At 37.3% G+C, this 14,226-nt stretch carries 13 protein-coding genes; 12 read left to right on the top strand and 1 reads right to left on the bottom strand.

Annotation, left to right across the window (positions count from 1 at the left end):
• The 5 genes from rfbD to BM097_RS13015 all read left to right on the top strand — a co-directional run.
• Positions 1 to 751, top strand: a 751-nt coding sequence (rfbD, locus tag BM097_RS13035) for a dTDP-4-dehydrorhamnose reductase (RefSeq protein WP_090550888.1), incomplete at its 5' end; no start/stop codon positions are given.
• 20 nt (positions 752 to 771) lie between these two features.
• Complete coding sequence (rfbA, locus tag BM097_RS13030; protein ID WP_090550883.1) at positions 772 to 1,650, top strand: glucose-1-phosphate thymidylyltransferase RfbA; 879 nt, start codon at positions 772 to 774, stop codon at positions 1,648 to 1,650.
• 127 nt (positions 1,651 to 1,777) lie between these two features.
• On the top strand, positions 1,778 to 2,353 hold the full coding sequence (rfbC, locus tag BM097_RS13025; protein ID WP_090550879.1) for a dTDP-4-dehydrorhamnose 3,5-epimerase: 576 nt from the start codon (positions 1,778 to 1,780) through the stop codon (positions 2,351 to 2,353).
• A gap of 429 nt (positions 2,354 to 2,782) precedes the next feature.
• A complete protein-coding gene (locus tag BM097_RS13020) occupies positions 2,783 to 4,051 on the top strand; it encodes an AAA family ATPase (RefSeq protein ID WP_090550875.1) in 1,269 nt (422 codons plus the stop codon).
• Positions 4,052 to 4,057: 6 nt separating this feature from the next.
• The gene (locus BM097_RS13015) at positions 4,058 to 4,705 is read left to right on the top strand and encodes a retron system putative HNH endonuclease (protein WP_090550869.1); all 648 of its coding nucleotides are present in this window, start codon (positions 4,058 to 4,060) and stop codon (positions 4,703 to 4,705) included.
• A gap of 20 nt (positions 4,706 to 4,725) precedes the next feature.
• Here BM097_RS13015 and BM097_RS13010 read toward each other — a convergent pair whose 3' ends face one another.
• Positions 4,726 to 6,114 (bottom strand): hypothetical protein, encoded by a 1,389-nt coding sequence (locus tag BM097_RS13010; RefSeq protein WP_090550865.1) that lies wholly within the window; start codon positions 6,112 to 6,114, stop codon positions 4,726 to 4,728.
• 226 nt (positions 6,115 to 6,340) lie between these two features.
• On the opposite strand from BM097_RS13010, the gene BM097_RS13005 reads away from it, so the two are divergent.
• From BM097_RS13005 to BM097_RS12975, 7 genes are read left to right on the top strand one after another with little or no spacing between them, the layout of a single operon-like run.
• Positions 6,341 to 7,054, top strand: a complete 714-nt coding sequence (locus BM097_RS13005; RefSeq protein ID WP_090550860.1) for a Wzz/FepE/Etk N-terminal domain-containing protein — start codon at positions 6,341 to 6,343, stop codon at positions 7,052 to 7,054.
• Positions 7,055 to 7,065: 11 nt separating this feature from the next.
• Positions 7,066 to 7,773, top strand: coding sequence for a CpsD/CapB family tyrosine-protein kinase (locus BM097_RS13000; protein ID WP_090550854.1), 708 nt, complete (start codon positions 7,066 to 7,068; stop codon positions 7,771 to 7,773).
• A gap of 11 nt (positions 7,774 to 7,784) precedes the next feature.
• Positions 7,785 to 8,756, top strand: a complete 972-nt coding sequence (locus BM097_RS12995) for a COG1361 family protein (protein ID WP_090550850.1) — start codon at positions 7,785 to 7,787, stop codon at positions 8,754 to 8,756.
• A gap of 28 nt (positions 8,757 to 8,784) precedes the next feature.
• Positions 8,785 to 9,915 (top strand): glycosyltransferase family 4 protein, encoded by a 1,131-nt coding sequence (locus BM097_RS12990; protein WP_090550846.1) that lies wholly within the window; start codon positions 8,785 to 8,787, stop codon positions 9,913 to 9,915.
• Between the two features lie 7 nt (positions 9,916 to 9,922).
• Positions 9,923 to 12,013 carry a glycosyltransferase gene (locus BM097_RS12985; protein ID WP_090550842.1) on the top strand — a complete coding sequence of 697 codons (2,091 nt, stop codon included), beginning with the start codon at positions 9,923 to 9,925 and terminating at the stop codon, positions 12,011 to 12,013.
• Between the two features lie 3 nt (positions 12,014 to 12,016).
• Positions 12,017 to 13,069 carry a glycosyltransferase family 2 protein gene (locus tag BM097_RS12980; RefSeq protein WP_090550836.1) on the top strand — a complete coding sequence of 351 codons (1,053 nt, stop codon included), beginning with the start codon at positions 12,017 to 12,019 and terminating at the stop codon, positions 13,067 to 13,069.
• 9 nt (positions 13,070 to 13,078) lie between these two features.
• Positions 13,079 to 14,224, top strand: a complete 1,146-nt coding sequence (locus BM097_RS12975; protein ID WP_090550833.1) for a glycosyltransferase — start codon at positions 13,079 to 13,081, stop codon at positions 14,222 to 14,224.
• Positions 14,225 to 14,226 lie beyond the last annotated feature (2 nt).

The raw sequence follows: 14,226 nt of genomic DNA, 5'->3' as shown, positions 1-14,226 counted from the left end.
GATTTCTCCTCTTAACATTATGGATTTGGACGAGGTTCTAAATTTTGTTCAGGATAAAAAGCCTGATGTAATCATCAACTGCGCAGCAGCTACAAACGTAGATGGTTGTGAAAAGGACTGGGATTTTGCATATAAGCTTAATGCACTTGGCCCTAGAAACCTGGCTATTGCGGCTAAAAAGGTTGGTGCCAAGCTTGTTCATGTCAGCACAGATTATGTTTTCCCTGGCAATGCAACAAAGCCTATCACAGAATTTGACCAGCCAGCACCAATCAGTGCTTATGGCAAAACAAAATACGAAGGCGAAAAATTCGTTCAGCAGTTTGCTGATAAGTGGTTTATCGTTCGTACAGCATGGCTTTACGGCGATGGAAAGAACTTTGTTAAGACAATGCTTAGTCTTGCAGAGACACATGACGAGCTTTCAGTAGTATGTGACCAGCTTGGTTCACCTACATCAGCAGCAGAACTTGCTAGAATGATTCATCATCTTGAGCCTACAGACAACTATGGAATCTTCCACGGTACCTGTGAAGGTGATACAAACTGGGCGGATTTCACAGAGGAAATCTTTAAGCTTAAGGGCGTTAATGTAAAGGTCAACCACGTTACTAGTGAGGAGTACAAGCGTATGAATCCTGCTAGTGCCGACAGACCACACTACAGCATTTTAGATAACTATATGCTTCGTTTAACAAGCGGCTATAAGATGGCTGATTGGAAGGATGCATTAAAAGAGTATTTAGTATAGTTAGAATGGGAGAAATGTAAATGAAAGGTATTATTCTTGCGGGTGGCTCTGGAACCAGACTTTATCCACTTACAAAAGCTATTTCAAAACAAATTATGCCAATTTATGACAAGCCAATGATTTACTATCCATTATCGACATTGATGCTTGCAGGTATTAGAGAGGTTCTTATCATCTCTACACCAAGAGATCTTCCAGTTTTCAAGGAGCTCTTAGGAGACGGAAGTCAGCTTGGAATGGAACTTCAATATGCAGTTCAGGAAGCTCCAAACGGACTTGCCGAGGCATTTATCATCGGTGCAGATTTCATCGGAAATGATGCTGTTGCACTCGTACTTGGCGATAACATTTTCTATGGCCAGTCATTCTCAAAGGTTCTTCTTTCAGCTGCAAAGCGCACTGAGAGCGAGCCAGGTGCTACTATCTTCGGTTACTATGTACGTGACCCAAGAGAGTACGGAGTAGTAGAATTCGATGAAAACGGCGTAGCTATTTCTATCGAAGAAAAGCCAGCTCAGCCAAAGAGCAATTACGCTGTTCCAGGTCTTTACTTCTACGACAATTCAGTTGTAGAAATCGCAAAGACAATCAAGCCATCGGCGCGTGGTGAGCTTGAAATCACAGCAGTAAACAACGCATATTTAGAGAAGGGCAATCTTCACGTTGAAACACTTGGCCGTGGATTTGCATGGCTTGATACAGGAAACCACGACATGCTTCTTGCAGCTGCCGAATTCGTCAGCACATTCCAGAAGCGCCAGGGTATGTACGTATCATGCATCGAGGAAATCGCCTACAAGCGCGGCTTCATCGACAAAGAGCAGCTTTTAAAGCTCGCCGAGCCACTTATGAAAACAGACTACGGCAAATATCTCGTAGACGTAGCAAATGGACTATAAAGGCTTCCCCTTGAGGGTTGCTAGGCTCCAGTGGAGCCTGTTTAGCAACGACCGAGCCGGGAGGCGAGACAAGCTGTCACCGCAGGTGACTGATGAGGTGGAAAATTAAAGTAAGGAAGTAATTAAAATGGCAATTACAGTTGAGAAAAATGTAAATGGTATTGAAGGACTTTGCGTCATCACTCCAAAGGTTTTTGGTGACGACAGAGGTTACTTCATGGAAACTTATAATGAAAACGATATGAAGGCAGAAGGCCTTGACTACGAATTCGTTCAGGACAATCAGTCAGCTTCAAAGAAGGGCGTACTTCGTGGATTACATTTCCAGAAGAACTTCCCACAGGATAAGCTTGTCCGTGTAATCTCAGGTGAGGTTTACGACGTAGCTGTAGATTTACGTGAAGGTTCTAAGACATTTGGTCAGCACTACGGAATCCTTCTTTCAGCAGAAAATAAGAAGCAGTTCATGATTCCAAAGGGATTTGCACATGGCTTTTTAGTAGTTTCTGATTATGCAGAATTCTGCTACAAGGTAACAGATTTCTATCATCCAAATGATGAGGGCGGTCTTATGTTTAACGACCCTGATATCAATGTACAGTGGCCTATTCCAGAAGGAATGACAGAGGCAGATTTAATTCTTTCAGATAAGGATAAGGTAAATGCTTCTTTCAAGGATTACTGTAAAGAAAAAGGAATATAAATATAATAGACAGTATTTAGAATGATATGTCCCCTCTTTACTGGACAATGAAAAGTTCAGTAAGGGGGCATTTTTATATTGAGAATCTTGATTGCACATGCGTTACCCAATATAATATCCTTGAAATAAACAAAAGGGAGATTTTATTCTGGCTGAAATCAATATTATTAAAAGACAAAATGTATATTCTCAATCTGATGAATCGCATTATTACGCGCTTGCAAAAAGGTTTTGTAATATTAAATCCTACTCATACATATTATTTGCAATATTAGCAAGACTTTGCGGACCAACCTTTCGAGATAATTATTGGTGGAAGCTTGATACTAAAATTGAATATGGGCGTGCCAAGTACTTCTTTCCTTGCGCTAAATATCAACATTTACTATAATTTATTTGGTACATTATCGTTATTAAGTGGAGAACAGTATGATACTAAATAGTATTGAAATTAGAAATTTTAGAGGAATAGAATATAGAAATTTTGATTTTAAGCCTGGCTTTAATCTTGTTATTGGTGAGAATGGAAAGGGAAAGACATCTATTCTAGAGGCGATATCTGTAGGATTGGGAGGCTTTATTGCTGGAGTTCCAAATGTGTATTCTAGACATTTTTCTATTGATGAAATACGTGCAGAGTATCAGCGAGCAGGCGATGGTTCGTGTATAAAGCTTACACATACTCCTGTCGAGGTTACTTGTTATGCAACAATTCATAATCAAAAAATTGAATGGATTAGAACCAGAAATAGCGTTAATGCATCTAGAAGTACAATACAGCCTAGACAAATAGTAAAATTGGCAGAAGAATTATCCACAAAAGAAGGCGGTGAATTACCTATTATTGTATATGAGGCTGCGGCTCGTGTGTGGTCTCAAAAGAACGATACAAAAATCACTAAGGGTAATAAGCAGGATAGAAGCCTGGGATATAGAGATGCTCTTGGTGAAGCATCTAATATAAAAAGGTTAAAAAACTGGTGTGTCAAAATGGAACTAGCTAGTTTTAGGATGCAAAAAAAGATTGCTGAATATGAAGCTGCCAAAAAAGCCGTAGCAGAGTTCATGAGTATCATGGAAAGTGGTGTACTTAGGGGGGACTATGAGATATTCTATGATCATCAGCTAGAGGAAATAATGTACTCTGCTGGTAATGATATTTTGCCTGTTAATCAATTAAGTGCAGGATATCAATCTCTTATCTGGATGGTATTTGATATAGCATATCGTATGGCTGTGTTGAACCCTGATTATGGATTTGAAATTACAAAGACTGCTGGAGTTATTCTGATTGATGAAATAGATATGCACCTTCACCCAAGATGGCAATGGAATGTAATAGAAGCACTTCGTTATGTCTTTCCAAATGTTCAGTTTATTGCAACAACACATGCGCCTATTATCATTGCATCGGCAAAAAATGTTAATATCATAGATATTGATGAGGAAGATTATTATTATCGTACTTCAATGTATGGTTTAGATGTGAATGCTACACTGGAAAATTATCAGAAAGCGCAGTCACTACCTAGTGCAGTAGACAGAATAGTAAATGATTTTAATCGTTCTATCGATAATCAGCTACTAGATGAAGCAGAAGAACATTTGATGGCTTTGAAAAGGGAACTGGGGGATGAACATCCAATGGTTGTTAAATGTAGGGAGCGCCTTGAATTAGAAAAGATGTTTACGGAGTAATTTATTATGATATATATAAAGAAGGGGCAAGAGCCGAAGTCACTTACTGAATATAAGAAAAAAATTGGTGCCTCTTATGCTGGATTAGAGACAGAATGTAAAGATGATATACGTAAGTCTTTACTGCATGAACAGGGAAATTTATGTGCTTATTGTATGCAAAGAATTTCTGAAAATGCTATGAAGATAGAGCATTGGATACCTGAAGAAAAGCTTACAGATTATGAGCGGCTAAATTATAATAATATGCTCGGGTGTTGCTATGGACATGAGAAAGATACAAAATCTTCTGAATTAACATGTGATTCTAACAGGAAAAGTGAGAAACTTACAATAGACCCAAGAGATGCTACATTAATTTCGTTGATAAAGTATAATACTTTGACAGGTGAGATTTATTCTGATAATGAAGAGATAAATAAAGATTTAAACAAAACATTAAATCTTAATTCAAAAACATATTTCCTTAAGGAAAATCGTAAGGCTGTATATGATGAATTCATTAGAATAATGTGTAAAAGAAAGAAAAGTGGCACATGGTCTAATGGAGATTTGCGCAAAATATATCAGCATTATCTCAGTAGAGATGATAAAGGCAATCTAAAGGAATACTGTGGAATAGTTTTGTGGTATCTTGAAAATAGAATTCGATAGTATAAATAAGAGAACCTCGCTTACCCAAGCGAGGTTCTCTCTTTATAATCCATCATAAATATCGCAACAAAAAGTAATAAGAATGAATACATATTAACAGTATTTAATGTAGTCAGTAGATACACTAAACCGAGCATCAGATATGTAAGATTGTTTCTAGCCAGCATAAACAGTGCAATCAGCAATAAGGAAATACCTATTAACCCAAGCAACCCTTCATAGGCCACCACTTCTACAATTCCTACATCAATTGCAGGTCGAGATAGCCATTTGTCGTAAACACGATATTTCACTTCTTTTCGTTCTAACGCACCAGAACCTAAACCAAATATTGGAGAAGTGTTAAGAGTGTATGTGATTCCGGAAAGCTGTACTTTTCTGGATCCAACCCCGCCTTGGTTAGCACCATTAGCTTTGTCATTTCCTCCATATCCCTTCACCCCTTCAGGAGCCCCTTCATTCAAATCAAAATCAAATCCTACTTCGTTAAGTATAGATTTTCCAGTGCCCACATAGAAGTATTTAAAATACGGATTGCCGCCACATGTAATTCCGATGAAAAGCAATAGGCTGAGTAATATTACAGCAGTATGCTTGATAAATGGGATGAGGCGCTGTTTATCCTTGATAAAAACCAATATATATACAAGAAAAATTACAGGTAAATAAAAGAAATCAGCTCTAGAACCAGTATGAATCAATGCAAGTATGCAAAACCATACAGATACTAAATATCTCTTCTTGTGATACAGATTATAAATATAAATAATTATAGGTAGAACAAGCACACACATATTTGCGTATAGTCCTGGCATACCGAAGGTGGTGGTGGCTCTAAGCAATCCTAATCGCACATAGTGTTCGTTGATTACTGATCTGCTTACAGTATACAGTGAATCGAAAGGCCTAACAAATGAAACGCTTTCGAATATACCTATTATAAAAAATACAGTTGCCACTCTTACAATTACAAGAAACAGCTTGTCTATTTCTTCTTTGGTAGGCGCTAGCATATAAAAAGCAATCAAAAAAAGCATCTGTTCAAATATGATTAAAAAGATTGTTTTTACAGCCTGAGAATAGGTGCCCGCATAATATAGATTAGAAAATATTCTAAATACAAAATATCCGCCAATCAGCAAGAATTCCTTTGGTACAGATTTTATATTCCTCCCCTTTAAGGTAAAGCTTCGCCTTCTGTTAATAAATGCATAAAGGTAAAACACTATAAACATCATTCTGGCGACAGTGAAAATAGGGAAATCATTCCCTAAATCTACACCATAATATTCCGGTAAAAAAAGCATACACGGAACAAACAGATACAGATATTTTTTCTTTATAAAACAAATGATATTAGCAGCTAAAAGTGCTGCGGAAAAAGTGATTAATATAATGGTTCCTAACATAAAAACTCTCCTAAATCCATTTGAATTATATCAGAACAAAAGCCTAAAACAAAGCTATATAGCATTGATAAAATACACATTAGTAAAAATTATGTAAAAATAGACAAAAAACTAAAAACTTTGATTAAAATTATTTGGTCTAATATCAATGTACATATTGTAATTCTGATGATATAATCTAGAAGATTGCGATAGTGCGCTAATTTTATACGGAGAGGATAGAAAAATGTACAAAAATGAGTTAGAAATTGATGTGGGAAGATGCCTTAGAGCATTAGTTAAAAAGAAAAAATTTATTGCTTTATTTGCAGCATTATTTTTTATAGTAGGCATTGGCCTCACACTTGATATTGGGCAGGATATGTACACAGCTAACGCTACAGTTTATGCTCAGGCGGATGGCACTTTTACAGATGCGGCTAATGCGGTTACAGCCATGAATGCATATCTTGATGTAGCAAAATCATACAGAGTATGCCAAAGAGCAGCTCTTATCGTTGGACGTAGTGATATAGCAGCTAAAGATGTACAGGATTCAGTTGCTGTATACACATCTGGTACAAAATCTGCTTCTAGTACTACTACTAATTTCATGAATAGTTCGGCTACAATCATTACTTTTTCAGCAACTACTGCAGATGCTGCTCTTTCTATGGAGATTGCAGATGCTATGGCAGAATCATACGCAACTGAAATGGAGAGTATCCTTAGCACAGATGCAGTTAAGACACTTGATTCAGCTGTTTCTTACGAAAAGACAAGGGACGCACAGCTTGAAGCATGGAAGAACAGACTTTTTGTTGCTTTAGTAGGCGCCGTATTAGCTTGCCTTGTGGTTGTTGCTTGTGAGATTTTTGATAGAAAGGTACGTACAGTACGCGAAGCAACTATCAGGGAGAATATTCCTGTACTTGGTATCATTCCAGATTACAAAGAATAGGAGAAGAAGTGGTGAAAAAATTAGATATTTACAGAAATGATAATTATATACTTAACGATGCATTTGATCAGGCTGTTATGAATATTCATATTCTTAAAAAGCAGCATGGTTATAAGAGCTTTGTTATCACCGGATGTGAAACAGGTGATGGAACTACTACAGTAGCTATCAATCTAGCAGCAGCCTTTGCGGGGGCAGGCTACAAGACGGTTCTTATCGATGGTGATATGAGAAAGAAAAATCGCTACAAGAGACTTAACGAAAATACATCTGAAGGCCTTTCAGATTATCTTATGGATAGAGTTGCTCTTGATAACATCATCACAGAGACTACTACTGAAAATCTTTCATACATCCCATGTGGTGAGCTTATTGATAATCCTGTCAGATTACTTTGCTCTAGCAAGATGAATGATGCTCGTGCAGAGCTTGCGGAATCATTCGATTTCATCATATATGATATGCCAGCAGTAAATGCTGCTATGGATGCCAAGGTTATGGCAGTTAGTGTTGATGCAGCCATCCTTGTATCTGCTATCAATGGCACCAGCAAAAAGGGCCTTTATGCAGCAGCTAATACATTAGCAGAAGCTAATGTCAATGTGATTGGAACAATCATTAACAAAATGGATATGGAGCAGTATGTTACATACCGTGAGGATTATGATTACTTCCGCAATGAAAAATACGTTAAAAAGAACAATAAAAAGGCAAAGTAGAGGAGAGGATAATGAAAAAGATTAATTCAATTTTAAAGTCACTTTTTGTTTGCCTCTTCGCAGTGGTTATAGTAGGGGCTAACGCATCATTTGTATCTTTTGCAACAGAAATCCAGGAGCCAGCAACACAGGCTGAACAGGATTCAGAAGCATCAGCTGAAGAAAAACCAACACCAGCAGAAGGTTCTCTTGTTGCTATAGTAGAGGTAGAAAGCTACACAATAGATGGTGGAATGCTTGAGGCTGGTAAGGATGTTACAGTAAATTTTAATCTACACAACACTAGCAACAGCTCTAGCGCAACCAGCATTATTATGACAATGTCCAGTGCGTCAGGAATGATTTATCCTGTATATGGTACTGATAATCAGATTTATGTAGGTACAATCGGTGCAGGTGAGACCAAGACAGTTTCAGTACCTGTTACTGTAAGCTCTTTCTTCAGAGTAGATTCTGTAGATATCACTTGCCAGTTTGATTACATGACATTGAACAACAAAATGGCAAATTCTTCTACAATCGTAATTCCTGCTTCAGGCGGAACTACACTTGGTGTTAAATCAATCGATTTATCGTCACATGCTATAGTTAATGGTAAATCACTCCTCAGCTTTAGATATGCTAATAACAGTGAAGTAAACATTACTGATGCTAAGCTTGTTATCGAAGGAAATGTTTCTAATAGCAGTAAGTCAATTAAGCTTGATACAGTATATGCTGGTAAGAGCTACAATAAAGATTTCTATGTTACATTCGTTCAGGATGGTGATCAGGAGATAAAAGTAACTCTTGAATACACAGATATAGATGGCAAAGAGGTAAGTACATCACTTGGTACATACAGAATCCTTGTTAGCAAGGAGACAGAGGAAGAGGTTGTTCCTACTGGAAATAGAATGCTTTCATTGGCTGGAAAAGCAGTTGCAGCAATAGTTCTTGCTGGTGCAGCTTGCCTTACATTCATTTATATTAAGAAACATTAATTAGTTTTTTATATTGAGGGAGAAAGAAATGAAAATAGCTATGATAGGTCATAAGCGTATACCTTCGCGAGAAGGTGGCATCGAAATAGTAGTGGAAGAGCTCGCTACTAAGATGGTTTCTGAAGGCCACGAAGTATATGCTTATAACAGGGCGGGGCATCATGTTTCAGGTGCTGAAAATGATGTCAAAAAGGTTAAAGAATACAATGGCATTCACATTATCACCGTACCTACCTCAGAAAGAAAGAGCTTAAATGCGGTGATATATTCAGTGCTTGCTACCATTCATGCATTGTTTTGCCATTACGATGTAATTCACTATCATGCTTCGGGCCCATGCGCAATGCTTTGGCTTCCACATTTGTTTAGGATTCACACAGTTGCTACCATTCACGGTATTGATAGCCAGCGTGCTAAATGGGGTGGTTTCGCCACCAAATATCTTGAATTCGGAGAAAAATGTGCAGCTAAATATGCAGATGAGCTCATAGTTTTATCAGAAGGTAACAAACAATATTTTAAGGATACCTACGGAAGAGAGGCCACCCTTATTCCTAACGGTGTTTCACAGCCAGATGTGCTTGGAGCCAATGTTATCACTGAAAAATTTGGCTTGAAGAAAGATGATTACATTTTATTTCTGGCGCGTATAGTGCCAGAAAAGGGATTGCATTATCTCATCAAGGCTTATAAGCAGATTCGTACAGATAAAAAGCTGGTTATTGTTGGTGGTACTAGCCACAGCAATGACTACGTTGCTAAAATTAAAAAGGCAGCACGTGATGATGACAGAATAATGCTTCTAGGTTTTCAGCAGGGTGAAGTATTGGATGAGCTTTATTCAAATGCTTATTTATATGTGCTTCCTAGTGATGTAGAGGGAATGCCTATTTCATTACTAGAGGCAATGAGCTATGGCAATTGCTGCTTGGTAAGCGATATCAACGAAACAGCAGGAGTAGTTCAAGACAAGGGTATTACATTTAAGAAGGGCGACGTTGAGGATCTCAAGAATAAACTGATCGAATTGTTAGATGATGAAACAAAAGTAGAGACATACAAGGAACAGGCAGCAAGTTTTATTCTTAATAAATACAATTGGGATGACGTTGTAAAACGTACAATTCAGCTTTATAAATGCGGGGTCAAGGCTATTTAAGCGGGTCATGAAAAATATAGCAATTATTACACCATGTATCCTACCAGTACCAGCGGTAAATGGTGGTGCTGTTGAGGAATTGGTTACACATTTAATAAATGCAAATGAAACTTCTAAGGAGTTGGCGATTGATTTGTATTCAATCGCCAATACTTCCTATTCAAATTTTTCCTTTAAAAACACTAATATAATATCGATTTTCCCAACTAGTTTTGATACTAAAATTGACAATTTTATAGATATATTTAATCGTAGATTTTTTCCTAACGGATTTAGAATCTTGGACATGGAAATAGCTAGGGCATTTAAGTCTAGGCTAGCAGAAATTGAGAAAGAATATGACGCAGTGATAGTAGAAAATCAAATGTCTACTGCCCTTGAAATAGTGCAGATTAGAAATGATGGACACAGCTTTCCTATCTACTTTCACATGCATAATGATATAGATGTATACCGTAGTCCACAGTACTGTAAACAGCTTGCAGCAAATGGAGTGCAATTCATAGCGGTAAGTAATTATATTAAATCACAGATATTAAAATATGCTCCAAAGGCTGTGGTTTACTTGCTTTACAACGGAATTGATTTTTCAAAATACTCACCTGTGACATTAAAGAATACTAGCCCCACCCGTTTCCTCTATGTAGGCAGAATCATCTCTGAAAAGGGTGTGCTAGAGCTGGTACAGGCATTTGATAAAGTAAGCGCAGATGCCACATTGGATATAATAGGTTTTTCTGCAAAGCCCACCAGATACGAAAAAAAAGTGCTAAAGATTGCCAAAAAATCTAGGGGCACTATTAAATGTAAGAAAAGAATAGCTACCTTCGAGCTTGCAGAAAAATATAGTGAATATGATGCAGTAGTTATGCCTACTATCGCTGAGGAGCCTTTTGGGCTGGTGGCTCTGGAGACTATTGCAAAAGGCTTGCCACTTATCACTACTAATTCAGGAGCTATTCCGGAAGTGGTTGGTGACATGGCCATAATCGTTGATAAAAATAAGGATTTTATACCTAATTTGGCTCATGCCATGGATGCTGTAGCTTCGGATTTTACCATGCGAGAAAGCCTTTGCAGGAAATGTCAAAATCTGGCAAATAAAAATGACAAGTTTAACATAGAAACATACTATGACAACCTGATGAGTTTCCTAAAAGATACGAATATGGAAGAAAAACTGGTTTCGATAATTGTGCCAGTATACAATGTGGCATCCTTTCTGCCACGCTGTATAGATTCCATACTTGCTCAGACTCACACCAATATAGAACTAATCCTTGTGGATGATGGTTCTACAGATGAAGGCTCAATGATATGTGATGACTATGGTACTAAAGACTCTCGCGTCAAGGTACTTCATCAAAAAAATAGAGGCCTTTCTTCAGCTAGAAATGTAGGAATTGATATAGCATCGGGGGAGTATATCTTTTTCGTAGATGGGGATGACTATATAGAAGCTAGTACAATACAACACTTACTTACTGTAGCTGATAGCACAAAGGCAGATGTAGTTGCCTGTGGTTTTTCACATTTGACAGATGGCTATTTCAGCGGCGATGAGTCAGAGGTTAGATTTACCAGCACAGCACCTGGCATTTGGGATGGAACAGAGGCTGTTGTTCAAATGATGACTACTAATAATATTTGCACTGTTGCCTGGAACAAGCTATATAAAAAGCATTTATTTACAGGAGTTAGATACCCTTATGGCAAGCTACATGAGGATGAATTTACTACCTACAAGCTTCTTTATGAATCAAAGATAGTTACCTACGTCCCTCATACCTATTATAAATATTATCAAAGAGACCAGGGAATAATGGCCGAGGGACTTGTAAACAGATATAAGGATTATCTAGATGCAATTCTAGATAGGATGGATTATTTCACAGATTTAGGGGAGAAGAATCTGGTGGAATACAGTCGTATCGTAATTTTGGAATATATTAAGTACGTTTACAGAAATGCAAAAGATAAAGATTTAAGGAGGCACCTACACCGGGAATATAAGTTTTTGCTAGATGATGGGGTCCCAAAGATTGAGGGAAGCAAAAAGCGTACAGCTCTTTGGTTATGGAATTATATTAAATATTAAATTATGAATGCTAATCCAAAAATATCGGTAGTGATACCTACCTGTGATTCTGAAAATTTTATATCTGAATGTCTTGACGCTACCATTAATCAGACCTACACCAATCTTGAGATTCTGATAGTGGATGATGGTTCTAGTGACAGTACTTTTTCCATATTGCAGACCTTTGCCAATAGGGATTCTCGAATCAAACTATTTAGACATCCTAATAAGGGTGTTTCCACCACAAGAAATAAAGGCATTCATAATGCTTCAGGGGATTATATAGTCTTTTTTGATGCAGATGATGTACCAGAATTAGATTTGGTGGAATCCTATGTAAAAGCATTGCATGAGTGGCAGGAAAAGCAGGTAGCTTTTATATGTACGGGAATGTTTTTTGACAATCAATACAATAAATATGTGGGCGATAAGACGTATATTTTAGAGGTTGCTCACGGATATATTGAAGGTGAAAATTATATTCTTTCCCGCAGCTCGGCGGCGACATTAGCTTGGCTTAAGCTATTCAACTTCGTCACTAACAAATGCTACAATTTGGAACTAATCAAAAAAAACAATATTCTTTTTGACGAGAAAATCCACATTGGGGAGGATCTTAAGTTTAATCTGGATTACCTTGATGCTGATTTGGGAAATATCGGAATGATTAATAGGCCACTATATCATTATGTGAAGCGGACTAACAACAGCCTTTCTATTTCATATCACAATATGGATTTGGAAGATACTAAGGCTATATACAGAAGGTTTATTAATTGGGAAGTAAATCAAAAGAATGTAACGATTGATAATACACTTGTTGTCAAAGCCATTTTTATTAGTGATTGGATTAGTAGGCTGACGGCATTGTACGAAGAGCATCGATACGAAAAGACATTTGCTGCTGCCAAAAAGACTCTCAGAGATGACATACAAAGTGTGGAATTTCAGCGAATGTTAAAAGAGATATATAAGGCAAAAAAAATTAGCACATTGAGATATATGTGTTTAAGAACAGGAGTCTTTGAAGTGTTTTATTTCTTCAGAGGCATATATCAGATTTTGAAGGGCTAGAAATAGATTATGAAAAAAAAGATTCTTATGATGAATGATTTGGTTTTTGGCGGTGGTGTTGAAAAGCTTATGTACGACCTGGTGATGGCGTGGCATGGGAAATACGATATCACAGTAATGTCATATAAATATGATGACAGATTTTATGATGTATATCCAAAGGACGTAAAGTATCTTTCAGAGAGTGTTCCAAAGGAATATAAAAATAATATATTTGTTCACGCATTAAGCTCTTTAAACAGAAGATACTACGGGGCTACTATCGTTCGAAGAATCGAAAAAATGGGATTTGATGTAATGCTATGCATGAAGGATGGGGGCACCATGTGGTCTGCTCTTAAGTACAAAATCCCTGTTAAATATGCATGGAATCATACAGATTACAATAACCATTACTATACCATGAGCGCATTTGGCAGCGCCCAGGGTGAAGTAGAAGCAATGCAACAGTACAAAGGAATTGTTTGCGTTTCCCAGGATATCAAAAAGGGTATTTGTGATGTAATTGGAGATCCAGGCAATCTAATTGTTAAATACAATCCCATAAATGTAGAAAATGTAATAGAGATGGCCAAAGAGCCAGTTGTAGATATAGATTCATTAGATTTACCAAAGGAAGAGCAGCCTGTCAGGTTTGTTTCAGTAGGGCGTTTAAACGAACAAAAGGGCTACACTCTTTTGATTGAGGCCTGCAAAGCACTAGAGGATGAAGGCTACAAATTCGAGGTGATTGTGGTAGGTGCTCACGAAAAATGGGGCGAGGAAACCAGACGAATCAATGATGCTTTGGCGAGAACAAAAGTGAGCAGCATAAAGTTTATTGGTGGCCGCAGTAATTCCTACAAGTACATGGCTATTGCAGATTGGTTTATATCTTCATCATTGTACGAGGGGTATTCATTGGTGAGTCAGGAAGCAGCCGTACTTGACATTCCTATGCTTCTTACTGATTGCTCAGGAGTTAGAGAGCTACTTGGAGATAGTGAATACGGAATTGTTATGCCAATAAATGCTATAGCCATTTACAAAGCAATGAAGAGAGTACTAGATAATCCAGAGCTTCATGAATATTACAAGAATAAAATTATAGAAAGAAAATCTATCATTACATATCAAGAAAGAATAAAAGAAATAGAAAAGCTTATTGAGGAATAGCG

It is taken from the genome of Pseudobutyrivibrio sp. OR37 (genome assembly GCF_900113655.1).
Taxonomy (GTDB): Bacteria; Bacillota; Clostridia; order Lachnospirales; family Lachnospiraceae; genus Pseudobutyrivibrio.
Note: the sequence above shows the minus strand (reverse complement) of the source record. Positions and strands in the feature narration are given on the sequence as shown.